The organism is Vibrio sp. SCSIO 43135 (genome assembly GCF_023716665.1).
Taxonomy (GTDB): Bacteria; Pseudomonadota; Gammaproteobacteria; order Enterobacterales; family Vibrionaceae; genus Vibrio; species Vibrio paucivorans.
This window is the reverse complement of the sequence record NZ_CP071859.1, coordinates 1,352,481-1,377,494: the sequence shown is the minus strand read 5'-3', so window position 1 is coordinate 1,377,494 and position 25,014 is coordinate 1,352,481. Positions and strand designations below refer to the sequence as shown.

At 46.7% G+C, this 25,014-nt stretch carries 18 protein-coding genes; 8 read left to right on the top strand and 10 right to left on the bottom strand.

The window, feature by feature from the left end:
* The first annotated feature begins 81 nt into the window (after positions 1-81).
* A complete protein-coding gene (locus tag J4N42_RS06295; protein WP_252030563.1) occupies positions 82-873 on the top strand; it encodes an MBL fold metallo-hydrolase in 792 nt (263 codons plus the stop codon).
* A 59-nt stretch (positions 874-932) separates the two neighbouring features.
* Here J4N42_RS06295 and J4N42_RS06290 read toward each other — a convergent pair whose 3' ends face one another.
* Entirely contained in the window at positions 933-1,814 is an 882-nt protein-coding gene (locus tag J4N42_RS06290) for a LysR family transcriptional regulator (protein ID WP_252030562.1), read from the bottom strand.
* 191 nt (positions 1,815-2,005) lie between these two features.
* Here J4N42_RS06290 and J4N42_RS06285 point away from each other — a divergent pair, with 191 nt between their 5' ends.
* Entirely contained in the window at positions 2,006-3,199 is a 1,194-nt protein-coding gene (locus J4N42_RS06285; protein WP_252030561.1) for an MFS transporter, read from the top strand.
* A 127-nt stretch (positions 3,200-3,326) separates the two neighbouring features.
* Positions 3,327-4,127: an acyl-CoA thioesterase gene (locus J4N42_RS06280; RefSeq protein WP_252030560.1), complete on the top strand. Its 801-nt coding sequence runs from the start codon at positions 3,327-3,329 to the stop codon at positions 4,125-4,127.
* A gap of 68 nt (positions 4,128-4,195) precedes the next feature.
* Here the strand turns inward: J4N42_RS06280 and J4N42_RS06275 are convergent, their stop codons facing one another.
* Positions 4,196-5,125 carry a LysR family transcriptional regulator gene (locus tag J4N42_RS06275; RefSeq protein WP_252030559.1) on the bottom strand — a complete coding sequence of 310 codons (930 nt, stop codon included), beginning with the start codon at positions 5,123-5,125 and terminating at the stop codon, positions 4,196-4,198.
* 194 nt (positions 5,126-5,319) lie between these two features.
* Here J4N42_RS06275 and J4N42_RS06270 point away from each other — a divergent pair, with 194 nt between their 5' ends.
* The 3 genes from J4N42_RS06270 to J4N42_RS06260 all read left to right on the top strand — a co-directional run bounded on the left by J4N42_RS06270 (position 5,320) and on the right by J4N42_RS06260 (position 7,578).
* Positions 5,320-6,243 (top strand): SDR family NAD(P)-dependent oxidoreductase, encoded by a 924-nt coding sequence (locus J4N42_RS06270; RefSeq protein ID WP_252030558.1) that lies wholly within the window; start codon positions 5,320-5,322, stop codon positions 6,241-6,243.
* A 27-nt stretch (positions 6,244-6,270) separates the two neighbouring features.
* Positions 6,271-6,654 carry a DUF4345 family protein gene (locus J4N42_RS06265; RefSeq protein ID WP_252030556.1) on the top strand — a complete coding sequence of 128 codons (384 nt, stop codon included), beginning with the start codon at positions 6,271-6,273 and terminating at the stop codon, positions 6,652-6,654.
* A 150-nt stretch (positions 6,655-6,804) separates the two neighbouring features.
* A complete protein-coding gene (locus tag J4N42_RS06260) occupies positions 6,805-7,578 on the top strand; it encodes a siderophore-interacting protein (RefSeq protein WP_252030555.1) in 774 nt (257 codons plus the stop codon).
* 46 nt (positions 7,579-7,624) lie between these two features.
* Here the strand turns inward: J4N42_RS06260 and J4N42_RS06255 are convergent, their stop codons facing one another.
* Positions 7,625-8,428, bottom strand: a complete 804-nt coding sequence (locus J4N42_RS06255) for a PhzF family phenazine biosynthesis protein (protein WP_252030554.1) — start codon at positions 8,426-8,428, stop codon at positions 7,625-7,627.
* Between the two features lie 151 nt (positions 8,429-8,579).
* Here J4N42_RS06255 and J4N42_RS06250 point away from each other — a divergent pair, with 151 nt between their 5' ends.
* Positions 8,580-8,762: a hypothetical protein gene (locus J4N42_RS06250; RefSeq protein ID WP_252030553.1), complete on the top strand. Its 183-nt coding sequence runs from the start codon at positions 8,580-8,582 to the stop codon at positions 8,760-8,762.
* Positions 8,763-8,801: 39 nt separating this feature from the next.
* Here the strand turns inward: J4N42_RS06250 and J4N42_RS06245 are convergent, their stop codons facing one another.
* The 7 genes from J4N42_RS06245 to J4N42_RS06215 all read right to left on the bottom strand — a co-directional run bounded on the left by J4N42_RS06245 (position 8,802) and on the right by J4N42_RS06215 (position 15,489).
* On the bottom strand, positions 8,802-9,227 hold the full coding sequence (locus J4N42_RS06245) for a bifunctional diaminohydroxyphosphoribosylaminopyrimidine deaminase/5-amino-6-(5-phosphoribosylamino)uracil reductase RibD (RefSeq protein ID WP_252030552.1): 426 nt from the start codon (positions 9,225-9,227) through the stop codon (positions 8,802-8,804).
* 38 nt (positions 9,228-9,265) lie between these two features.
* Positions 9,266-10,000 carry a hypothetical protein gene (locus tag J4N42_RS06240; RefSeq protein WP_252030551.1) on the bottom strand — a complete coding sequence of 245 codons (735 nt, stop codon included), beginning with the start codon at positions 9,998-10,000 and terminating at the stop codon, positions 9,266-9,268.
* A gap of 153 nt (positions 10,001-10,153) precedes the next feature.
* Complete coding sequence (locus J4N42_RS06235) at positions 10,154-10,879, bottom strand: SDR family oxidoreductase (RefSeq protein WP_252030550.1); 726 nt, start codon at positions 10,877-10,879, stop codon at positions 10,154-10,156.
* Between the two features lie 177 nt (positions 10,880-11,056).
* Complete coding sequence (locus J4N42_RS06230) at positions 11,057-12,157, bottom strand: ABC transporter permease (protein ID WP_252030549.1); 1,101 nt, start codon at positions 12,155-12,157, stop codon at positions 11,057-11,059.
* Positions 12,154-13,077 (bottom strand): ABC transporter ATP-binding protein, encoded by a 924-nt coding sequence (locus tag J4N42_RS06225; protein WP_252030547.1) that lies wholly within the window; start codon positions 13,075-13,077, stop codon positions 12,154-12,156. The genes J4N42_RS06230 and J4N42_RS06225 overlap by 4 nt, the downstream gene beginning before the upstream one ends.
* 5 nt (positions 13,078-13,082) lie before the next feature.
* Positions 13,083-14,033 (bottom strand): HlyD family secretion protein, encoded by a 951-nt coding sequence (locus tag J4N42_RS06220; protein WP_252030546.1) that lies wholly within the window; start codon positions 14,031-14,033, stop codon positions 13,083-13,085.
* Positions 14,034-14,220: 187 nt separating this feature from the next.
* A complete protein-coding gene (locus J4N42_RS06215) occupies positions 14,221-15,489 on the bottom strand; it encodes an SGNH/GDSL hydrolase family protein (protein WP_252030545.1) in 1,269 nt (422 codons plus the stop codon).
* 326 nt (positions 15,490-15,815) lie between these two features.
* On the opposite strand from J4N42_RS06215, the gene J4N42_RS06210 reads away from it, so the two are divergent.
* Entirely contained in the window at positions 15,816-25,004 is a 9,189-nt protein-coding gene (locus tag J4N42_RS06210; protein WP_252030544.1) for a VCBS domain-containing protein, read from the top strand.
* The last annotated feature ends 10 nt before the right edge of the window (positions 25,005-25,014 follow it).

Genomic DNA, 25,014 nt, shown 5'->3' with positions numbered 1-25,014 from the left:
TAGATGTCCTTAAGGACAGTTTTGCACACATTTTTCATCTTGCATACTACTCCTACCCACTCGAATCACGAAGGCACTAGCATGAAAATTCACCACCTACGCAGCGCAACTTTTATCATCGAAACCAATGAACATTTCATACTGATCGATCCAATGCTTGGCGAAAAAGGTTCGCTCCCTCCCTTTTCAATGGTGCGATTCAAACTCGAGCGTAACCCTACTGTCAGTTTGCCCAATATCGCCAATGAGTTGCTAGAGAAAGTGACGCATACTTTAATAACTCATAGCCAAACGTTTGGCTTTAAACCTTTGCAACACAGCGATCATCTAGACGCTGCGGGCGAAAACTTTCTCACGGAGAGAAATATTCCGGTAGCGACGCCAAGCAAAGACAAGCGCTATTTAGAGAAATATGGCATTACTGTTTCGCATGGATTAGAAGATTGGAAAGCTACTGAGTTCCTAGGTGGGATGATTACTGCAGTACCAGCTCAACATGGGCACGGTTGGATTCACAAAGTCATGGCTAACGGTAGCGGTTTCTTCTTAACTCTTCCTAATGAACCAAGCATTTACATTAGCGGTGATACGGTGTTAACCGAAGACGTCAAGCGCGCGCTAACGGAACTTAAACCAGACATCACCGTGGTTGCAGCAGGTCAAGCACAAATGGATGTTGGCCAACCTTTGCTGATGCCAACCAATGAAGTGCTCGAGTTCATTCGCTTGTCACCGGGTAAAGTCATCGCCAACCATATGGAAGCGCTTAATCATTGTCCGGTTGATCGAGGTACTTTACGTCGTTCACTGGAGACACATGGCTTATCTGATAAAGTCCTAATCCCTAAAGACGGGGAAACGCTGGTCTTTTGAGGCCAGTGTTTGGCACAAATGGCTAAAGAGCATTGCGATGCACCGTAAGATTACTCGGGTTATAGAGTCAATTTAGGCTGAATGAAATCGATAAATGCGGAAATTCGTTTCGCGACAGAAGAAGACTTGTAGTAGACCGCATTCACCTGCTCTCTGTCGGTATTGGAAAGCTTTTCGGTTTCTAATATCGGCACTAAACGCCCTTCCTCAATGTCCTTTTTGACCATAAACCCCGATAAGCAAGCGATACCATTTCCAGCCAGCGCGAGCATTCTCACTGTCTCTCCATTACTGGAGGTGAACGTTGGACTCAAGGTTTCAAATCCTTTTAGCGGCCAGTGATTTAGGGTTTTGGGCGATGAAAACCCTATCGTATCGTGAGCATTCAGCTCTGCCACATATTTAGGAATACCACGGCGAGCTAAGTAATCCGGCGATGCCACTAAATAGAGTAAGCTTTTTCCCAGTGGACGAGCATATAATGTCGAATCCTCTAGCTTGCCAATGCGAATGGCGAGGTCGGTTTTCTTCTCTATCAAGTCAACAAAGCCTTCATTCGACGTCAGTTCAAGCTGAATGTCTGGGTACGCTTGATTAAACGACTGAACCAAAGGTACCAACTGATGGAAGACAAATGGACTAGCCGCATCGACCCTTAACCGCCCTTTAGGTAACTCGCCTCGCGAAACCACTTCTTCCTCGGCTTGCTGGATCTTAACTAAGCCTTCTCTAACGGCTTTAACAAACTGCCGACCTTCATCTGTCATTTCTACACGTCGAGTTGTACGGTTGAGCAATGAAACCCCAAGCTGCTTCTCTACTTTACTCACCGCTCTCGAAACACGAGCAACTTGGATATCTAGAACCTCTGCCGCCGCAGAAAACCCTCCACTGTCCACCACGGTCAGTAATATCTCCAGATCATCGGAACGTGTTCTCATCAGCTCTCTCGGTATCGTATAAAGTACTTAACTTATTTTATTGCAATTTCTACAAAAGTCATTTGTTAAAACCACCATTTTTAGCAACCACCTAACTGCGCATAATGCTCGCCAAGTTCAGCACATATCGCGTTCACGCACATGAGCTCCAATTTGTGCCGCTCGCGATGATGATAATAAAGAGAGAAATTATGCCTTTAGCACTTCTAGCATTGACGCTCAGCGCCTTTGCCATTGGAACCACAGAGTTCGTCATAGTTGGATTGATTCCTACTATGGCAGCCGATTTGAACGTATCCATTCCTTCAGCAGGATTGCTTGTCAGCCTATATGCACTAGGTGTTGCAGTCGGAGCGCCTGTACTCACGGCACTCACTGGAAAGTGGAATCGTAAACATGTTTTACTCGCCGTAATGTCGCTCTTCGTTGCGGGTAACATTCTAGCGTGGCAAGCACCGGGCTACACGACACTGGTGACCGCAAGAATATTGACGGGCCTTGCTCATGGAGTGTTCTTTTCTATAGGAGCGACCATTGCTACGGGATTAGTTGCTAAAGATAAAGCGGCCAGTGCCATCGCTATAATGTTTACTGGTTTAACCGTCGCACTTGTCACTGGTGTACCGCTCGGTACTTATATTGGACAGACATTTGGCTGGCAATCGACCTTTTTAATCGTCGCTATTTTGGGGCTCATCGCATTAATCGGCAGCGCATTACTGGTCCCTAGTAACTTGAAACAGCCACCCGCAGCAAAGCTGTCGGCACAAATCAAAGTACTCACTCAGCCAAGGTTATTGTTGGTTTATGCCATCACTGCACTTGGGTATGGCGGCACATTTACAGCATTCACTTTCCTAGCGCCTATCCTAGAGAGTATTTCAGGCTTTGATGCCAATGCCATCAGTTTGATCATGCTGGTCTACGGAGTGTCCGTTGCTGTTGGCAATATTTGGGGCGGAAAGATGGCCGATAAAATGGGGCCAATTAAAGCACTAACTGTGATTTTCTCTGGCCTTGCCGCGATTTTGGTGGTGTTTAATTTTACGGCTGTAAACCCAATCACCGCCGTGATGACTATCTTGATTTGGGGTGCGTTTGCATTTGGAAATGTGCCCGGCCTTCAAGTCTATGTCGTTAAGCTGGCAGAGCAATACACACCAGACGCGGTCGATGTCGCTTCCGGCCTCAATATCGCTGCATTTAACGTTGGTATTGCACTGGGAGCATGGGGAGGTGGCCTCATCGTTGCCAATGTTGGCCTAATGCACACGCCTTGGATTGGTGCGATGATTGTTCTTCTTGCCTTATGCCTAACTCGTTTGAGTGGAAAGCTCGATTCACGTTCATCTCACCAGCAAGGAACTGACCTAGTTACTGAATAACTAGATACTGTTAACTCGGTCACTACCACCGAGTTAACAGTTTCAACTTAGAGATAAAGGTATGGATTGAACTACCTGGTTAGACCAGTTAATGTCAATTTTTACATTCTGATAACAAAGTCTCACTATGCACATTGATCAACTACTCCAACAAGCCGAAGATTGCGTTAACAACGGCACGACCATGACTTTCCCCCAAAGCTGGGCTCAAGGAAGAACAGCATTTGGTGGCATTTCCGCTGCATTGCTTTACACCACAATGAAAGTCAAAGTGGCACCGGACCGCCCTCTGCGATCGCTGACGACCAACTTTGTTGGCCCACTGCTTTCCGACACACCTTTTTCATTTGAAGTGGAAGTTCTGCGCGAAGGGAAAAATGCTTCCCAACTCACTGCCCGTCTCGTTCAGAATGGCGACGTGGCCGTAATGCAGCAAGCTAGTTTTGGTATCGATCGTTTCTCTGAAATTGAAGTCGCTAACTCAGAATCACATAACCTTAGTCAGCCAAATTCACTACCACTGGTGCCTTTTGTCCCATCCGTGACACCAAGTTTTATCGGCAATATCGATTTAGCGATTGAAGAAGGTGCAATGCCTTATACTGGGCAGCCAGACTCTCATGTGCATGGTTGGATGCGCTTCAAAGAGCCACCAACTCATATCTCAGATGCTCACTTGATCTGCCTAATTGACGCTTGGCCACCAGCGGTGCTGCAAATGATGAAAGGGCCAGCACCAGCGAGCACTATGATGTGGAACCTAGAGTTCATTCACCCTCATAAGCCGGTTGACCCTAAAGAATGGTTTGCCTATAAAGCGATTACGCGCCAAGCCGGGAATGGCTACGCCCACTTAGAGGCTGATATTTGGAACGACACAGGCGAGCTTGTCGCGATTAGCCGACAAAGCGTTGCGGTTTTCAGTTAGCCTTGCTGCTGGCACTCTAAACTAGCATGTGTGGTGGCAGTATCGTGTTTGGCTCAAAAGGTTGTGCTCTAGACACGTGACGTATCTTTAACCGTCCCAGCCACCCAGAACTCATTCTCTCTCGACTGAACTTGCTCTGCTAAAAAGTCGACAAAGCAACGAATCCTAGCCGTACGACGTAGATCTCGATGCAGCAGCAACCAAATGCTTCGATAAGGCAACGGCTTTTGAAATGGCGCTCGAACCAAATTCGGGTGCCTGTCTCCTAAGTTACAAGCAAGATATGCCATACCCAAACCTGAGGCTGCCAGCGAAATCAGTGGCACTAATTCGGACACTCGATGCTTTAGCGTCGCTTTAGGATAAAAGCTCTCTTTCAACCATTTTGCTGATACATCGCCTTCTGGTTCATGCCAGCCAATAAAGTTGAGCCCCTCTCCTGCGTTATCTTTTACTTTTTCTGCGTATTCGCGAGTGCAATACGCCGCTTGCGACATTTGTACTAGTCGACGCCCTACCGCGTCGTCATACACTTCATTGGCCACACGAATCGATACGTCGGCTTCACGACGGTTCAAGTTAGCAATTTCATTACCAAACTGCAGGTTCAAAGTGATGTCTGGGTAACGCTCAGCAAACAGTGCAAAATCATCCATCAAAGACGTCATCGCGATCCCATGCGGTAACGAGACATACACCGTCCCAACAGGATCGGCATCCCGGCCAATGATCATTCTCGACGCCGATATCATTTCGTCTTCAACCCTCTCTGCATAAGGCAGTAGCTCTTCGCCTATTTGGGTCAGAACCAATCCCTGCTTTGAACGGTCGAATAATCGGCTGCCGACTTTTTCCTCCATGACAGAGATTCGACGTGTCAGAGTGGTGTGGTTCACGTCGATGCTCTCTGCCCCACCACGCAGTGTTCCAGCACGAACAATCGCTAGAAAATACTTCAGATCATCCCAGTTAAACGCATAACTTTCATTACTTATCACGTGTTCACTCCACCTTTCTATTGCCGAACCCTGCGTACCGTTTATACATGCTTAGCGCCAAATCTGACTGTTCTCATGCTCGCATCCTCATGGTTCATTTTTGAAACACCATGTCCACTTTTACCCGTATACAGGCCATTTTTCAATCATGTTAACTTAATCCCATGTCAACAATCACACCATTGGAGAAAGACATGAAAACAATTAAAACGGTATTGATTACCGGCGCGAATGCCGGAATTGGTTTTGAGTCAGCTCGACAACTTGCTCAACAAGACGGCATAAACAAGATCATTCTAGGCTGCAGAAATCTAACAAAAGCAAGAGAAGCCAAAGCTCAACTCGAAGCTCTCACTGGGAAGAGTATTTTTGAGATCCTAATCCTAGACGTTTCTGATTCAAGCTCGGTACGCAGCGCCGTCACTACTCTAAACGCACCTATCGATGCTGTGGTTCTCAATGCAGGCGGCACAGGCGGACGTACACCCCACCAACTCACCAGCGATGGCGTGACGACCATTTTTGCAGCCAATGTGCTCGGACACGTAGTTCTAGTAGAAGAGCTGATTAAGCACCAATTGGTCACTTCAACCATCCTGTATGCTGGGTCAGAAACTGCTCGAGGCATTCCTAAAATGGGTGTTGCGAAACCTGAATTAGCATCATCGTCCGTCGACGAATTTGCCTCTATCGCCGACGGTAGCAAGTTCAACAGTAATGCCGACCCTTTAGATATCTATGGAACCATCAAGCTGACGGGGACGTTATGGATGGCATCAATGGCGAGGCAACACCCACACCTTCGCTTCGTGACCATGAGCCCTGGTGGCACAACGGGTACTAACGGAATGGACGACCTACCTTTCCTAAAAAAAGTCTTTTTCAAATATGTTGGCGGGCTGGTAATGCCCATGCTTGGCATGATGCACAGCGTAGAGAAAGGGGCAAAGCGCTATTTAGATGGCCTGTTTGATCCTCGCTTTGAAAGCGGTCACTTCTATGCAAGCCATGCGGGTTCTCCAACTGGCCCCGTTGTGGATCAGATCACTATCGACCCTTCATTTGGTGATGCGTTTGCGCAGGACAATGCCCACCAAGCAATTCAACAATTTACCTAGATTTATTTCGATACCCAGAGGAGAAAAATGATGGATATGACACTTCAAATTTTAGTTGGATTGGCAACGCTAATGCTAACAGGACTTGGCATCATGTCGATGTTTGCCCCGCACAAGATGATTGCCAACTTTGCGCTAGAACCCGTGGGTAAAGCAGGCCTCAACACCATTCGCTCTGTTATCGGTGGCCTATTTCTAGCGAGTGTAACGATGCTGGCGCTAGGGTTAATTTCCGGCGATACTGAGGGCTACTTCTTCGTCGCAATTATCATGCTCGCCGTCGCGGTAGGAAGAGTCGTCGGCTTAGCCTTAGACGGATTCGATAAAGCTGTAATCCCTCCACTGTTACTGGAAGTGGTTATTGCTTCAGTACTGCTCTTCGCGCACATGAAAAACGGTGGCTTTTATTGATCAACTAGTTCCTATCAAACAAAGCAGCCATGACACCGGCTGCTTTTCTAATTTGACGGTAACAAACGTAAAATTTATTAAAGATAATATCTTCGCTGCTTACTTGGTGCTAATCTAGATCTAAAAGATAACTATTATCATGAATTAACTATGAAAAAGCCGACATTTCGACAGCTTACTGTCACTAGTACCGAACAAATCTCTCCAAATATGCAACGCATTGTTTTCCACGGTGAAGGCCTATCGGAATTCCCTGAAAACTGCGAAGGCAGCTATATCAAACTTCTTTTCAACCAATCTGGTGAAACCAACTTAGCAAGCCTAGAAGAAGACGCTCGCCCTGCGATGCGCACTTACACAATTCGACAGTTTTCCAAACAGCAACGCTCTATTACTGTCGATTTCGTTCGCCACTTAACGCAAGATTTGCAATGTGGGTTTGCTGCTCGCTGGGCAATCAATGCAAAGATAGGCGATACCATCAATATTGCTGGGCCAGGGGCAATCACAGACATTAATATCGATGTTGATTGGTTCTTTATGGTTGCCGATATGACTGCATTACCTGCACTGTCTGCAAAAGTATGTGCTCTACCCAGCGATGCTAAGGGCTATGCTGTCATTCAGGTGACTAGCCCTGACGATATTCAGAACCTACAGGTACCGAGCAGCCTGACTGTTACCTGGGTCACCGAGCAGGATTCTTTGATTGAGACAGTTCGTAACCAGCCATGGCTAGACGGTAGCGTATCGGTATGGGCAGCATGTGAATTTGATTCAATGCGTGCAATGCGAACATACTTCCGTAATGAAAAGTCGGTAGAACGTGAAAACATCTACCTAAGTAGTTACTGGAAAAAAGGCGTTACCGAAGACGGGCACAAGGTGCTTAAGAAAGAAGACGCCGACAAGCATGATGGCTAAGCTTCATAAAAATGGCGAGCCACTTGGCTCGCCTTAAATATCTAAGTTACGCAACGATCATCGTGCCGCGTAGTATTGTCCGGCAATCACCCACCAGCTTAACCCTACCATTTGGCGTAAGTTCAGTAGATAAGTAACCACCTCGAGCAGACGCTTGGTACGCAGAAAACTGAGTTCGACTCGTCGCCTGAGCCCAAAACTGGGTTAACCCACAATGCGCAGACCCAGTCACTGGATCTTCATCAATTCCCACCCAAGGTGCAAAGTAACGAGAAACAAAATCTAAACTAGATTGCTCTGATGACGCAGTAACCGCAACCCCCCTACCTTCTATGCTCTTTAGCCCACTAAAATTCGGTTTTATGTCGTGTACTACCTGCTCACATTTCACTTGAATTAACACCTTCGATGCAAACCCACAGTACGCTACAACATCATCCCGACTAAGGCCCAAGTTGCTCAATAAGTCCTCATTAACCGGTAGTGTAAAATCTAGTTCGGGCGCTGGAAAATCCAGCTCAGTGCTCGACTCCCCTACCTTAGCTATCAGCTCGCCAGATAAGGTCTGAAAAGCGATGGTGTCTCCCACTTGAACCAGCCCTTGCTCCTTCATTACGTTAACGACAGACAAGGTACCATGGCCACAAAGTTTCACTTCCACTTCTGGTGTGAACCAACGCAAGCGCATATCACTTAACGTCAGGAAAGCCGTTTCAGATAATGCCATTTCACTGGCGATCGATAACATCAAAGGTTCAGATAATGGCTCTTTGGTGATACACACGCCGGCAGGGTTGCCTTTGAATAGTTCACTAGTAAAAGCGTCTACTTGGTAGATTTCAACTTCCATTTATTACCTTTTAAATCAATTAGCTCTACACGCAGAGTCAGTCTCTACAACGATTTGGTTAATCTAACGTTTCATTTTTAACAGGTGCGCAACCTAAATCAAGCGATTAATGTTAGAAGTACATTTAGCAGATGTTAAGAGTGAGAAAACCATGAAAGTGCTAATTCAATACACAAAAACAGGGAAATACAGGGATAGAGCTTGGGAATCGTTGAGCATTCGGGCGAAAGGAGAAATTCATGCCGTCACGCCATCATCCGCTTCTCAGCTCATCGAACAGAACAAAGCCGTACTATTTACGACAGAAAACGAAGACATCATCATTAAAGCGTAACGTTAATGAGCTCCTATTGGAGCTCATTACTTTTTGGCTCTAGGACTTTCCTAAGTAAGGTCTCAGAAAAGCTGCCACTTGCTCACCACACAAGCCGACTTCAACTTCAACGCCGGCTCCCCTTAGCATAGTGATGCCTGCACCATTGTTACGTGGATCAGGGTCAAGCATTGCAACCACCACACGCCTGACACCAGCATTCGCTAATGTGCTCGCACACGCTGGCGTTCTACCAACAAATGAGCATGGTTCTAACGTGACATAGGCCGACACACCTTCTAGTGAGCCTTTGTAACTATTCAGTGCTTCCACTTCAGCGTGATTACCGCCAATAGCTTGAGTATGACCTTCTGACACAACCTTTCCATTTTTGACTAACACACACCCTATTGGCGGATTAGGCTGGCATTCAGGTAACGCTCGCTTTGATGTTTCTAAAGCTTTAAGCATAAATTGTTCGTGCATACTCTTCGCTGCCTTGTGGGGAACTACAATCTTTCAACCTATAGTTGCTTGTTTACTCGTTCTCGTATTTCTTGATATGTGTAGCCTATATCAACGCTAAACGTTGAACAGCCCTTAACATTGGCTGACCAGTCACCATTTTTGGCCGCCATAATTTGAAACGTTTGTAAGGTATTGGGAAGTAGCATTAGGTATAAAGTATCTGACGTATTACTTGTATCAACAGCGCAAACATAAAGCGTATCTTTGTTCACGTTACTAAGCCGAATAATGTTCCCTACATTTTGTTCGTCAACTTCAAGATCCATGACATCCTCGTAAGAAAGGTCGTCGTTAAGTTTATCTTCAAGATTACGACCAGACTGAACACCACCCGACTCACCTAATAGAGACCGCATGTCCCCCATACTTTCCTTCCACCGTTTAACAGACTGCATGGATAACGTATCAGCTATTTCGTACTGGAAACATTCAATTCGATATGCAGTTTCGTAGTCATCGTCCCCTTCATAGTCTTCATAAATCACATCGATATCTGTTTCTTTTCTTGGAAACACGGCAAATGCGAATGCCCCGAACCCGTCGTTTAAAGACACCGTACATACGGAAAAATGATCGGTTGACCGGCTGGAGACAGAATATTTCCAACCAGCTTCTGTCTCAAAGACATACTGCTTAAATTCTTTGGTCTTATAATTTGAATCAAAAGAGCTCGCTCCGGCGGATAAGCTTATGACACCCAACATGTATACCCAAATTAACGTACGCTTCATTGGCTTTCCTTTCCTAACTGAAGTAACGCCAACATTAATACACAACCAAAATATCTTTATCAACTTGGCATTTTCCAAATCAATCAATTTGAGTTGTAAATTTCTCCTAGAAATTTGGGCACTAAAGTTAAAAAGGGCATGTAAACCAAAAGGTTAGCTAAAGTTACTCTCTACCATCGGTCTAATTACAAATTCATCAACGCAGCTGGACGGCGATTGTAGCATCATCGTGAGAATTGCGCTGACTACATCATCAGCGGCTAAGTATTCTGGCCTATCCGCTTCACGAAATGGGGTATCAACTCCACCAGGATAAATGTTGCATACCTTAACACCATGCTGCCTTGCTTCTTTACGAAACACCTTTGTTAATGCATCAAATCCTGATTTAGAAGCAGTGTACGCCCCAATTCCTTGATTCGAGAACAGGCATACCGTAGACATCACGTTGATGATAGAGCCGGCTCCCTGTGGCAGCATAGCCTGATTGAACACTTCTTTCATACACGCAAATGGAGCAAGTATGTTAACTTTGATCATCCATTCTAGGTCGCCCAACTCAATCTCGTTCACTGCAGCTCTTGCAGAGTTTACACCTGCACAGTTGACCAGATAGTCGATCCCGCCAAGCTGAGTGTTAGAGCGCGCAATAAAGTCGCTGACTTTTTGATATTCGGTAATATCAAACGCTTCATAAACCAGTTGATTATTTTTCTCTGAGATCAAACTCACTAGGTCGTCTAGCTTGCTGGCCGAACGTCCGCAAAACGCGACGTTCGCCCCAGCATTAATCAACTTGATTACTAGAGCTTTACCGATTCCTGATGTCGCGCCTGTCACCAATACGTTCTTATTGCTCAAATAGTCTAAGCCCAACATGGTACTCACCTTAACTTGTTGTTAATTCAATACTCTGTTTGATCTATAACGAGTGCGCTTTGCACACCAGCTAAGAATTGTCAGAGTTTGTTCAACTGGGCTCTCTATCAAAAAAACGCCCCAAATCGGCAGTGTGATGTGAGGCGTTCGTTGAATATCTTCAATAAGATAAGCGGGTTAATCGAGGGACTTCTTGAATCGCGCGGAAGCGACAACCAATCCAACTACAGTGAAGCATGCGAGCCAAAGCGTGTCATGCCACATCCCACTTAGATCAGCACCTCTTAATACGATGCCACGGATCAAGCGCATGAAGTGTGTCGCTGGCAATGCCTCCGATATCCATTGAGCCGCATTTGGCATAGCTTCATAAGGGAACATGAAACCAGACAGTAGAATCGAAGGAAGCAAAATAAACACCGTCATCTGCATCGCTTGTAGCTGGGTAGAAGCAATGGTTGAGATCACCAAGCCCAAAGTTAGGCTGGCAGAAATAAACAGCAAGGTGCCGAACAATATCTGGCTTATGGCTCCATTAATTGGCACACCAAATATCACGTTACCTAAGCCCAGGATGATGAACACCTGTATCAAACCGACAAAGATATACGGAACTATCTTCGCCACCATTAACTCAAACGAGTGAATCGGCGTAGTAATCAGCAGCTCTAAATTGCCACGTTCTCTCTCACGTACAATTGCCGCGCTGGTAAACAGAATCATTGTCATAGTAAGAATAACCCCAAGCAAACCCGGTACGATATTTACAGCTGAGCGGCGACTTGGGTTATAAAATAGTGCGACTTCAAACGTCTTAGCTTGTGCCGGACGGATATCAAAATCGAAATCCGTCAACGGCATATTCTGCAACGCCAAGATCGAAGAGCTGATCATGGTATCTGAACCATCCACTATCCACTGCCCTAATACTCGACCTTGCGTCATACGTTGTGTGAGATCGGAAGGCAGAATTAAGGCGGCGCGAACCTCACCATTTTGAATCGCGACTTCTGCTTCTTCAGCGGTCGAGTACGTGGCTTTTACATCTACAACCTGCGTAACCTTAACCGACTCAGTAATCACTCGCCCTGCGGTACTTTGGCTTTGGTCTACTACCCCGATAGGGATGTCACGTACGTCGGTATTGATGGCAAAGCCAAATAGGAGCAACTGAATCAGAGGAATCATCACCACCATGCCAAACGTGATCCTGTCACGGGAGAGCTGGCGAATTTCCTTTATCATGATGGCTTTCATACGAGCAAATGACTGAATCATTGGCGTCCCTCCCCTGTCACAGTGACGAACACGTCTTCAAGACTTGGTCTCGCGAGATTCATCTCCGCATCGACTAACTCAGGATAGCTTTCACGCAACCAACCAATCGGGTCTTCGATATGCTGATGGATAAGCACTCTTAGGCGAATACCAAGTTGAGCAGCAGACCGAACTTCTTGGCTCTGAAGTAATTTCTCTTTTAATGCCCTTAAGTTATCGGCCTTAACTTCAACAATCTTCACTCCCATGTCCGCCATCAACTGTTCTGGTTCACCATCCGCTCGTATGCGCCCGGCTTCCATAATGGCTAAACGGTGGCACCGCTCCGCTTCATCCATATAGTGAGTTGTCACCAGAATAGTTGTGCCTTGATCAGATAAGTCAAACAGCTGCTCCCAAAAGTCTCGACGGTTTTCAGGATCCACCGCTGATGTCGGTTCATCCAAAAAAAGAAGTTCGGGTTTATGCATCGTGGCTGCCGCGAGGGACAAACGTTGTTTTTGTCCTCCACTCATTCCACCGACTCGCTGCTTACGGCGCTGATCTAAACCATATGTCTCAAGCTGCTCTTGAATACGTTGCTTCAATGACCGGTTGTCCATGCCAAATATCTGGCCAATAAACTCCAAGTTTTCTTCAACGGTGAGATCATCGTAAAGCGAGAACTTTTGTGTCATGTAACCAATTTTTAACCGAAGTAATTCAGATTGTTTTGGTATCTCTAGCCCTAATACATCGACTTCCCCTTCTGACGGGCTCAAAAGCCCAGTCAACACGCGAATCGTCGTGGATTTTCCACAGCCATTTGGCCCGAGGAAACCATAGATGCTGCCTTTTGGCACGTTGAGCGTAATGTCATCAATAGCGGTGAAGTCACCAAATTTTTTAACGACATTGTGCGCTTTAATTGCGTACTCCATCGTTATTATTCTCCCGCTAAGTCAATTTGGGCTGGTACACCAGAAGGGAGATTTTGCGCCGAAGGTTCCAAGTCGACTTCAGCTAAATACATAAGGCGAGAACGCTCATCTTCAGTTAATGCATAGTAAGGGGTAAATGAGGGTTCCGTTGCTACCCAACGCACTTTTCCAGCGACTGGCGCATCAAGCCCATCGACATTAACTAGCACGGATTTTCCAGGCACGAAATCAATCCGATGACTTGCTGGAACATAGACTCGAGCATAAGGAACTCGACTGGCTTGGATCACCGCAACCACGCCATTAACAGGAACTCGCTCACCTAGGTTGTATGGCAAGTTATCTAAGATGCCATCACGAGTAGCTACAATGGTGAGTTCGCTGAGTTTTTGCTTCTGCAGTGCAACATCCGCTAGCGCGGCATCTAGCTGAGCCTTGGCTTGTTCAATGTCTTCAGGGCGCGAACCCGCCGTCAGTTTGCTAAATTCTTCATTCGCAGATTCTAATTCGGCTTTCGCTGAGTCTCGAGACGCCAAAGCCGTGTCTTTTTCAGATTGGCTAATCAGCTTTTTCTCAACCAATTCGGCTTTACGAGCATAGTTTTTTTGCGCTTCGGTTAGTTGTGCAGCGGCGCGATTCACGCTTGCTTGCGCGGCTGCGATGTCTTCTGGGCGCTCACCATTGGTTAGCTTCAGTAGATAGGCTTCGGCTTTACTTTGCTCAGCAACAGCGTGTGCAAGCACCGCTTCTTGACTTGTCGTGTCGAGCCTTACCAATACATCACCTTTCTGGACCGCAGACCCTTCTATCGCTGGTAACTCACGAATAATTTCATTTGCTGTCGCAGTGAAAGTCACTCGGTCTCGTTCAAGAGTACCTAGCGCTTGTGAAGAGTCATTTGGAGAACACGCAGTAAGTAAGACGAGAAATGCCGAGCAAATCAAAAGCCGTTTCATATAGACCTCAGTTTATCAGGTAAGGCGCGAGCCGATCACACTATTGTATTGCAATGAATTTATAGAATAGCGCTTTCAATATGCTTAATAATAGAAACTTAATTCATACAAAATTAACCTAGTGATTAATTAATTGAAGAGACTAAAAAGGCCCTCACATATGGAGGACCTTTGCAGTTCGAACTGGTTAGAATGGATGTCGCATCAGCTGCTTACTTGATTCAAGCATTTGCTCAGCAACATAACGATGTGTCGCGGTTGTTGGGTGTGTGACATCCCAAAATACAAACTTGTCGGCCCCCTGATTCGCACACTCATTTCGCAATCCATGACGATACAAGTAGTCGATTGCCGATGAACGATTAATGTCCAAACAGGCTTCACTGGCATTCACAAATCCATGCTGCTGAGGGGCTGAAGTAAGCGACTCAAACAAGGTATATGTATCATACAAGGTGATCTTGTACCCCTGCATGATGTAGTGCTGCGCTTGTGATTCGATGAAAGCATTCATCTCTAAAATCTTCGCTCGAATCTTGTCGATTTCCTCTTGCGAAGAATATTTGAACTGCGGGGCGCGAGTTGCATCAGGCAACGTCATCAATAGTAAGTTTTCGGCTCCTGCGTCAGTCAATCGAATCATGGCTTCCGAATAATCTGATTTCACCTCAGCAACACTGCGTCCGTAATTCATAAAATCATTCAAGCCAAACTCTAAAGTAAACAAGGTATTAGCTGGTAAGTAGTTTTTCGCCATTTTCATATAAGTGAGATAAGACGATACTTGCTCCCCTACACCTGTAAGGGCGATGTATTGATTTTCACCCGCAGCTCCACCAACCGCCCAGTTGTAGACTGGTAACTGCTTCTCTTTAGCGATGTACTCAGTCCAAACCAACCCATTAGAAAAGTGGCCTAAAAACCAGCTGTTAGGGTTTGGAAATTTCCATTGCGATGCATTAAAGATGTTTCCGGTATCCGACAGGCTGTCGCCGAACGCGACCACTTTATTGATCTTTTCTGGTTGTGTTTCGGAGTCATTGCTCCAAATCGTATGGTTGTAAGACCAACGATTATCAGCAGCAAAGTAAGTGATATCAGCATTATCATTGGCTAGATCTAACGTTTCTTCACAGCGCTTTCGTATCTCACTTTGCGAGGTATTGGTGTAAAACATATTTTTGAATGACACTGCACTCCACCAATATCCATCGATAGTGAAATAACTGCCATCGGAGTTTTCTGCCCATTCCCAGTCAGTCGCCGGATCGTCTGAGGAATAGCTCGTTCGATACCAGCATCGGACGTAGGTATAGGTCTGTTTTGACTGGACGCTTCGTACCTGAGCAGCGGTCACCATTTCAGGAGATAGCCCCTGCATAGGTTGAGTTTCGGCTGCAACCGCTAAACTGATCGGCAATAGAATAGCCCCAACTGACGTTATTGCTTTGTTCATAGTTCACTCTTCTTTATTGATTATTGTCTTTTTTATATGAGAACGAATCTCATCAAGAGTGAGTTTTGAGTTTATGCTCTATTTAGTCAAATCTGGAGAAGGACAATATTCATTTCTGGTACAGAGGATTTATATTCAATAGATTTAGTGAATATCTAACGTTTTTCTCAACCGACAAAAACGCCATATGGACTTTTCCAAAACACTTAGCCACTTTTTGACGGCAAACATCGATTTTTTCCATAAAAATTATCTAATTAGGTAGCAGATTCTTTAGCGGTGTACTTAACTAAATTGAGCACAGTATGCAACTATGGATCAGGAATATGGCTAGCAACAAAGATAAGAATAAACAAACTCTTAATACTAAAAATATCACTAGTCACCAGCAACAAGCTGGCCAACCTAAGCTGCGACGAAGCGAGCCCAAAAAAGTTCGCCTTTTTTCAGCGCTCAATATCTCGATTCCAGTCCCTCAATCTCTAATGCTGATCCTACCCTCTTTTCATTCCGCAGAGCATGAGGAAACAGGTGGTGAAGCCAAACAGACGTCATCTGGATCAGGTATCGCTATCGAAGTAACGCCGCAAAGTGCCACAACCAGCTCTGGCGATGCACAACAAAGCAGAATGGAGAATCCAGCTAAATCGGTAGCCCCACAGGAAGAGTTAACCGATGAAGAGCATATTTACACAACGTCAGTTTCCCACTCGGCAGCGCCTGCACACCACCTACTCCCGACCGCGCACCCACAAGTAAGCTATGTAGCGTCAACTCAAGCACCTAGCCTTCCAGGTGTAGACAAACCCGACAGCCCATACTCATCTGCGCTAGGTATGCCAGACTTGGATAAACCTGAACCGACAAAAGCACCGCAGTCACCTCATGCTCCTAAGCCACAAGCACCCGTGGGCTTTATTGCAGAGACTCTCGTCGGTAAATTTGGCGAACTGCATGTCGACAATCATGGACATTACACGTTCACCCTACGCCCGACCTCACCGGAATATATTCTTCTGAAACACCAGCAAACGGGTACCGATCATTTTACTTTGCACCTCACGAATGGTGACAAACTAGAAGTGAAAATACCGGTGGTAGGTAAACAAGATACCCCGACAATTACCGGAGACTTCTCGGGCTCCGTAATTGAAGACAACAATGTGAATCAGCATGGGTTACTGACTACATCAGGTAAAGTAGACGTCCTTGACCCTGATCAGGGAGAAAGTGGCGTCCAGCCAGAGACGCTTGTTGGGAAATATGGTTCGCTATCGATTGATTCTCACGGCCATTGGCAATATCAAGTCGATAACTCGCAAACTAACATACAAGCCCTGGTTACTAATACTCAACTTCACGAAAGTTTCGTCATCCATACTATCGATGGTACTGCTCAAACGTTGAACATGACAGTCGGTGGAGACAACGACAATGCATTGGTAACCGGTGTTGACTCCGGTATCGTCGTAGAAGACACCCAGTTACATGTTAGCGGGCAGCTTTTAGTCACCGACCCAGACGTGGGCGAAAACCAATTTCAAGCCGAACAAATAGCAGGTCAGTACGGGCAGTTTCATCTCAATCAAGATGGGAGTTGGACTTACGACCTAGATAATACTCTTTCCAAAGTTCAGCAACTTGGCGTCAACCAGCAGTTGCAAGAGCAATTTACGGTTCATACCTCAGATGGCACCTCACACACAGTGACTACTGTCATCAATGGCACCAACGATACCCCTACGCTGTCGGCGCAAACTCAAACCGTAAAAGAAGATGGTGCAGTATTACATGGCCAGATGGTTGCAACTGATGTGGATAGCGTCGACCAAGGCACCTTGCAGTTTACGCTCTCTCAGCCCATTGATGGCCTGACTTTCCACCCCGACGGCAGCTACGAATTCAACCCAGGTCATTCGAGTTATCAGTCTCTCAGCGTTGGCGATGTGAAAGTGCTTCATACAACCGTTACAGTAACGGACTCCACTGGCGCTTCTGTACGAAAAGACCTGACGATTAATGTTGAAGGCACTAACGATAGCCCTACTCTGTCGGCGCAAACTCAAACCGTAAAAGAAGATGGGGCTGTATTACATGGCCAGATGGTTGCAACTGATGTGGATAGCGTCGACCAAGGTACCTTACAATTTACGCTCTCGCAGCCCATTGATGGCCTGACTTTCCACCCCGATGGCAGCTACGAATTCAACCCAAGCCATTCGAGTTATCAGTATCTCAGCGTTGGCGATGTGAAAGTGCTTCATACAACCGTTACAGTAACGGACTCCGCTGGTGCTTCTGTAAGAAAAGACCTGACGATTAATGTTGAAGGCACCAACGATGCCCCTACGCTGTCGGCGCAAACTCAAACCGTAAAAGAAGATGGCGCAGTGCTACATGGTCAGATGGTTGCAACTGATGTGGATAGCGTCGACCAAGGTACCTTACAGTTTACGCTCTCGCAGCCCATTGATGGCCTGACTTTCCACCCCGATGGCAGCTACGAATTCAACCCAAGCCATTCGAGTTATCAGTATCTCAGCGTTGGCGATGTGAAAGTGCTTCATACAACCGTTACAGTAACGGACTCCGCTGGTGCTTCTGTAAGAAAAGACCTGACGATTAATGTTGAAGGCACCAACGATGCCCCTACGCTGTCGGCTCAGACTCAAACCGTAAAAGAAGATGGCGCAGTGTTACATGGTCAGATGGTTGCAACTGATGTGGATAGCGTCGACCAAGGTACCTTACAGTTTACGCTCTCGCAGCCCATTGATGGCCTGACTTTCCACCCCGATGGCAGCTACGAATTCAACCCAAGCCATTCGAGTTATCAGTATCTCAGCGTTGGCGATGTGAAAGTGCTTCATACAACCGTTACAGTAACGGACTCCGCTGGTGCTTCTGTAAGAAAAGACCTGACGATTAATGTTGAAGGTACCAACGATGCCCCTACGCTGTCGGCTCAGACTCAAACCGTAAAAGAAGATGGCGCAGTATTACATGGTCAGATGGTTGCAACTGATGTAGATAGCGTTGACCAAAACACCTTGCAGTTTACGCTCTCGCAGCCCATTGATGGCCTGACTTTCCACCCAGATGGCAGTTACGAATTCAACCCAAGCCATTCGAGTTATCAATCGATTGCAGAGGGATCAACACAGACGATACACGCTCAAGTCATTGTGACTGACAGTGCAGGTGCAAGCGTCCAAAAAGATTTGCAAATCAACGTAGTAGGCACTAATGATGCCCCGGTTGTCAGTTCTACGGTGTCACTCGCATCGGGTAAGGAAGACACCCCTTACACTCTGCACAGCTCAGATTTACTTGCCAACGCAACAGATATTGATAATGGCGATGCTGCCCTACTGCAAGTTAGTAACCTATCCGCAATCAAGCCTGATGGTAGCTCTGCTGGCACTATCGTTGATAACCACAACGGCAGTTATCAATTCATTCCGGAAAAAGATTACAACGGCCCTGTGCGATTTACCTATACCGTGAACGATACTCACGGTGGCAGTGTGGCCACCAGCGCGACAACAACACTCAATCCAGCAGCAGACAACGCACAAATTTCATATGACAAAACAGACCACCATCATAGTGGCGCCACTGAAGACCGAAACTACATTGATACCCATGACAATCTGCACTTTGATGGCAAACTCAACATTGTCGACCCAGATAAAGGTGAAGCTGAGTTCGATATCAACTTAGGACCTCAGACCTATCAAGGCATTGGTTATGACACAAAACTAGGTGGCCACATTCTGTTAATGCGTGACGGGCACTACACCTATACTATCCGAGATCATCAGCCACTGGTGCAAAACCTAAAGCAAGGTGAGACGATCACCGATGAGTGTATTATCCGTGCAAAAGACGGCACAACATTTACCATCAAAGTTGATATTCATGGTACCAACGATGCCCCAACCTTGAGTGCACAGCACCAAACCGTCCACGAAGATGGACAGCACCTAACTGGCCAATTGCAAGGCCAAGATATCGATCATGCCACTACTCTTACATACAGCGCTGGAACCTCAATCGACGGGCTGACATTCAACTCTGATGGAAGCTACAGCTTTGATCCATCTCATGCGAGCTATCAATATCTCAAAGACGGAGAAACTCTCACAATCACCGTCCCTGTCACCGTTACTGATGAACACCATGCTTCTGCGCACTCCAACCTTGTGATTACGGTGGTGGGCACCAATGACGCACCAAAAGTCACACCGATAACAGATAGTGTCACTGAGGATACGGACACCCATCACCAGGTCGACTTCTTACAAGGGGCAACCGATGTTGAAGGGGATACTCTTTCAATATCGCACATTCAGTGCATCTACCAAGGTCATGCTGGGGCTCTACCTAATGGCATTGGCTTTGCAAAAGATGGGCATACACTCATCGTCGACTCCACTTCCCCAATCTTCCAGCACCTTTCTGCAGGAGAGAAAGAAGTGGTGACCTTCCATTACCAAGTCACTGATGGCCATGGCGGTAGCACTGCTCAAACGGCGACCATCACTATTGTTGGCGCGGACGACAAAGCCCAACTGGTCTCTTCAAATATCGATATTAGTGAGCCAGAAGCGCTTAAAAGTTACCAAAACATCACCAGCCTTTCGGGCAACTTGTCCCTACAAGATCCCGATACCCATGATAAGACTCAGTTTCAATTTAGTATTGAACAAGGGTCTCAGAATGTCGGCTATTTAACGGTATGGCCGGATGGACAGTATCGATACTATGTAGACCCCGCCCGCAACCACCATGCAAACAACACCGTGGCTGCTCTCAAATCTGGTGAAACATTAACCGAGCATTTCCAAATTCCGACTACCGACGGTCAAACTAAAGACATTACGGTTACCATTCACGGGACTGACAACCAAGCCTATCTAGAAGTCGTTGATCCTAAGTGGCTGCCAGCGCATCAAAATGTCACTGAAGATAACACCAGCCAAGGTAACCCCAACGTATTGTATGCAGGGGGTTTAGTTCGCGTCCATGACCCTGACCATGGTGAGGCTCAAGCTATAGCACACCGTGAAACCACAACGCATGGTGGTCACTTCAACGTAAGTACTTCTGGTAGCTGGTCGTATACCATTGACAATCACTTGTCTGCGGTGCAAAACCTAGGCAGTGGAGAAACATTTACTGAATCATTCACTATCACATCGAAAGATGGCAGCGCGTCAAAAACTGTCAGTGTGACTGTTCACGGAACCAACGATCAACCACTTGTTACCGCGCAGGTAAAACTTCCTGACGGTACTGAAGATACTTCGATTACCATCACGCAACAACAATTGCTCGCCCACGCCAGCGATATAGACCACAACGATCAAGGGCAGCTATCCGTAACGGGGCTATCAGCCGACCATGGCACCATAGTCGACCACCACGACGGTACATTCACCTTCACGCCTGACTCGAATTTCAATGGTAAGGTCCAGTTCACATACAATGTCACTGACGCACATGGCGGTGTGACTACAACGTCTGCAACAACGACTCTTGTTGCCGTACCCGATCGGGCGACAATATCCGAGGTCTCTACGGGCCAGATTGTTGAAGATGGCCCACATAATACTCATAACATGGGGGTCACAACGCAACTAGCAAACGGACAACTTCAAGTCATTGACCCTGATAGCGGAGAAGACAAGTTTCAATTCAGTCAATTTGGCGAAACCGCCATTCGCGACCCTTTCGGCGGAACGTTAAGAATAGATAGCGCTGGAAACTGGGGTTACAGCGTCAATAATGCCTCAATTCAACACCTTGCTGAGGGGCAAACTGAGACTGTCGTGTACCGTGTCCATAGCTATGACGGTACACCTTACGTGTTGCATATAGATGTGATAGGCACCAACGATGCACCGACAGCTACAAAAGTCTCTCTCAGCGATGGATTAGAGGATACGCATTATCAAATGCAGCAAAGCCAGTTCGGGTTCCATGACATCGACACGGGCGATACACTCCATTCCATTGCGATTACAGATCTACCACCAGCTTCTCAAGGCAAGTTTGTTCTCAATGGCCACGATCTAGCCGCGGGTCAACAAGTGTCAGTTACCGATATCACTAAGCTACAGTTTGTCCCAGCCACAAACTTTAATGGCGACATGACCTTCAAATATACCGTTAACGATGGACATACCGATTCCGCTGAAACCAGTAACACTCTTCATATCGCTCCAGTTAAAGATGCAGCGACTATTGGTGGTGTTGATACCGGTGATGTGCACGAGAATCAATCGGGCATCAACATGTCTCCCGATCAAGCTCAACCAGGTATGGCACACCTCGTCAGGAGCACTATCGATGCAAGCGGTAAGCTTACTATCACGGACCCAGACGCCGGCGAGGCTGAATTTGATCCGCACGGTTTGGGATTTACTTATGCAGGCAAGTATGGCGATTTACTTCTGAGGCAAGATGGAACGTGGTTCTACCATGCTGATACAGGGCAAGTACGCAGTACTGGCGGTCTGAGTACAACACGAGGTACAGCGATAGACCAACTGGGGCAAGGGGAAATATTAACTGACACTATTACTGTGTATTCAAAAGATGGTACTAGCCACGACATCGTCATCACCATCCATGGTGACAACGATGCCCCATATATATCTTCACAAGTTCAGCTACAATCGGGCAAAGAAGATACGGCCCTAACGCTCACGACCACTGAATTGCTCGCGAATACGGTTGATGTCGATGCCAACGATAAAGGGCTACTTAGCATCGCTAACTTACATGCTGACCATGGTACTATTCGTGACAATCAAGATGGTACCTACACCTTTACTCCCGACCACAACTATAATGGCAAAGTTCAATTTACGTATGACGTGAAAGATGCCCATAGTGGGGTCACTCATACCGGAGCAACGTCAATTTTAGCGTCAAATAATGATGCCAGTACCCTAGCATCAAATTTGGCTAGTGCTTCCGTCACCGAGGACCATACAGTCTCAGGAACAGACCGTCTATGGTCGGGGTGGACCAACCTAGATACTCAGGACCCGGATGGGCCACAAGAAGCCAACATAGTTCAAATCGAAGTTAATGGGGTTACACACAACGTTCCTAAAGATTTTGCTTTAAGCATGCAGGCGAATCATGGCTATTTCAGTACCACACACAGTACTGATGGACACAATAAGTGGAGTTACACCGCCGACAATACCAATCCAGATATCCAAGGGTTACAGAGTGGTGACTCGCTACACGATACCATGGTGTTGATTACTGCGGATGGTACTCGGATTCCAATCACCGCGACAATCAACGGCACTGACGACCATGTTGTCATCGACACACCCGCAGCCACTACCGCGGCTCTAGGTGTTGCTATCGAAGATACTAAGACAACTATTAGTGGCCAACTTCAAGCTCACGACCTCGATAGCGCAGACACAGTACATTTCGAACTCGCCAACTCAACCAATCAACAAATCGGGTCATATGGCACTTTACATGTTGATGCTGATGGCCAATGGCGTTACGACTTAGACCACGCAAAAGCCAACTCGCTTCGCGCCGGTGATAGCAAAGCCGAAGGGTTTGACATCGTCGCAGTGTCAAGCGATGGTTCACGGGCGACACAGCACATAGAAGTACTAGTGAAAGGCACTGACGATGCGGCGGTAATTACCGGCCAAAGTACCGGACGAATTCAAGAAGATCACCACGTTCAAGGAGATGCACAGCACACTGTATACACTACTGGTGTGCTGAACATAGTGGACCCAGATGCTGGCGAACAGCATTTTCATGCCACTTTACATGCTCACCCTGTCAACGACCCTTACGGCGGAACTCTTACTATCGGAAAATCCGGAGATTGGGCTTACAGTGTACCCAACGCCAACCTCCAACACCTTGCTGAAGGGGAAACCCAAACCATCACATATCAGGTTGAAAGTCAGGGAGGTGATACTCACACTATCTCTATTAGCATTATGGGGACCAACGATGCGCCGACTATCTTAGCTCAAACCCACACAGTCAGCGAAGACGGTGCGATTCTATCCGGACAAATGCAAGGTCAAGATATCGACCATGGGGCGCAACTTTCTTACGGAATAGCACAAAATATTGATGGACTGACCTTTAACCATGACGGAAGCTTCAGCTTCGATCCAAGCCACTCCAGTTATCAACATTTAGCTTTGGGAGAGCAACAAACGCTAGATATTCCAGTCACAGTCACTGACGAGCACCAACAGAGTTCGACCCAACATTTAACTATCACTGTAACTGGTAGTAACGACATCCCACAGGTATCAGAGGTCAATCAGTCTGGTCACTCGCCAACGCTTCATTCAGTTGATGAAGATGGCATTGCCACCGCGCAGGGGCAGATTCTCATTACTGACGTTGATCACAGCGACCAACACTCAGTACAAGTCTCTAGTCAGCATCAGCCGCACTATGGGAGCGTCAGCTTTCAGGAGTCAACCCACACATGGACCTATTCGTTAAACAATAATAACCCTGCGGTCAATGCACTTAATAACGGCGATACACTAAAAGATACATTTTCGTTACTGGTTAGCGACGGTAAAGGTGGAGTCGTTGAAAAAGCCATTGAGATGGTAATAAACGGACATACAGACGCGCCACCAACACCTACGATTGTAGCTCCGGCTCAAATCACGGGAAGTGCAGGACATCAAGATTTACATGCTTCATTGGGCATACCTCCAACTTTGCCTCATGCAACACCTAACTTACAAACAGGATGGGGAATTTTGACCGGAAACGGACACATTGTCTCTAGCCTTCATGGTCAATTCGGCACGCTACATGTCAATGCTCAAACCGGCCAATTAGACTACGACTACCACGCATCTTCTGGTGTCATCAAAACCCATACTGGAGGGGCATACGGTTCTGGAACTGATGAGACAGACACTTTCACTCTAACACTTGCGGGCACTCAAAACTCTCAAGTACAAGTTCACTTGCATCTTCACTCACAGTCGGTACATGGCCATAGCGGACACCATATCGATATGACCACCCTGACTGGTATTGATGTTGCCCCATTGGCCCCTCCACCTCCGCCGCCCCCACCACAGTTTGTTCAATCGGATGAACCGGCGGATACAAGCACACCAATAGCTGGAGAGTCGCTTGCCACATTAGACAGTGTGGACGAACATCTAAATCCTTTGGATTCTTTCGCTCACACCAATCAAGATCAGCACCACGGAGCAGCTGCGTACTTACATGCTCTTGGGCTCGCTCCATCGGTTGTTCAGCAGCATGACCTAACAACTGCTCCACTACCGGATGATATCGATATTGTGCTTTCTGAGAGTGATACTTTAGCTGCGAGCACTCACACCGACCACGATATGTCGGATGCACTCACTCATGAAGCATCAGATTCGCACGAGCATGAACACGATATGATCAGCCCTGATGACCAAGACAATCATCATGATCCATCCAGCTTTATTGATCACTCATAGCTCAATAAAA

Coding starts and splice junctions, on each gene's coding strand:
- J4N42_RS06265 (WP_252030556.1), top strand. CDS start 6,271: ATGATGGATATGACACTTCAAATTTTAGTTGGATTGGCAACGCTAATG.
- J4N42_RS06250 (WP_252030553.1), top strand. CDS start 8,580: ATGAAAGTGCTAATTCAATACACAAAAACAGGGAAATACAGGGATAGA.
- J4N42_RS06210 (WP_252030544.1), top strand. CDS start 15,816: ATGGCTAGCAACAAAGATAAGAATAAACAAACTCTTAATACTAAAAAT.
- J4N42_RS06260 (WP_252030555.1), top strand. CDS start 6,805: ATGAAAAAGCCGACATTTCGACAGCTTACTGTCACTAGTACCGAACAA.
- J4N42_RS06285 (WP_252030561.1), top strand. CDS start 2,006: ATGCCTTTAGCACTTCTAGCATTGACGCTCAGCGCCTTTGCCATTGGA.
- J4N42_RS06225 (WP_252030547.1), bottom strand. CDS start 13,077: ATGGAGTACGCAATTAAAGCGCACAATGTCGTTAAAAAATTTGGTGAC.
- J4N42_RS06215 (WP_252030545.1), bottom strand. CDS start 15,489: ATGAACAAAGCAATAACGTCAGTTGGGGCTATTCTATTGCCGATCAGT.
- J4N42_RS06270 (WP_252030558.1), top strand. CDS start 5,320: ATGAAAACAATTAAAACGGTATTGATTACCGGCGCGAATGCCGGAATT.
- J4N42_RS06245 (WP_252030552.1), bottom strand. CDS start 9,227: ATGCACGAACAATTTATGCTTAAAGCTTTAGAAACATCAAAGCGAGCG.
- J4N42_RS06295 (WP_252030563.1), top strand. CDS start 82: ATGAAAATTCACCACCTACGCAGCGCAACTTTTATCATCGAAACCAAT.
- J4N42_RS06230 (WP_252030549.1), bottom strand. CDS start 12,157: ATGATTCAGTCATTTGCTCGTATGAAAGCCATCATGATAAAGGAAATT.
- J4N42_RS06240 (WP_252030551.1), bottom strand. CDS start 10,000: ATGAAGCGTACGTTAATTTGGGTATACATGTTGGGTGTCATAAGCTTA.
- J4N42_RS06290 (WP_252030562.1), bottom strand. CDS start 1,814: ATGAGAACACGTTCCGATGATCTGGAGATATTACTGACCGTGGTGGAC.
- J4N42_RS06220 (WP_252030546.1), bottom strand. CDS start 14,033: ATGAAACGGCTTTTGATTTGCTCGGCATTTCTCGTCTTACTTACTGCG.
- J4N42_RS06280 (WP_252030560.1), top strand. CDS start 3,327: ATGCACATTGATCAACTACTCCAACAAGCCGAAGATTGCGTTAACAAC.
- J4N42_RS06255 (WP_252030554.1), bottom strand. CDS start 8,428: ATGGAAGTTGAAATCTACCAAGTAGACGCTTTTACTAGTGAACTATTC.
- J4N42_RS06235 (WP_252030550.1), bottom strand. CDS start 10,879: ATGTTGGGCTTAGACTATTTGAGCAATAAGAACGTATTGGTGACAGGC.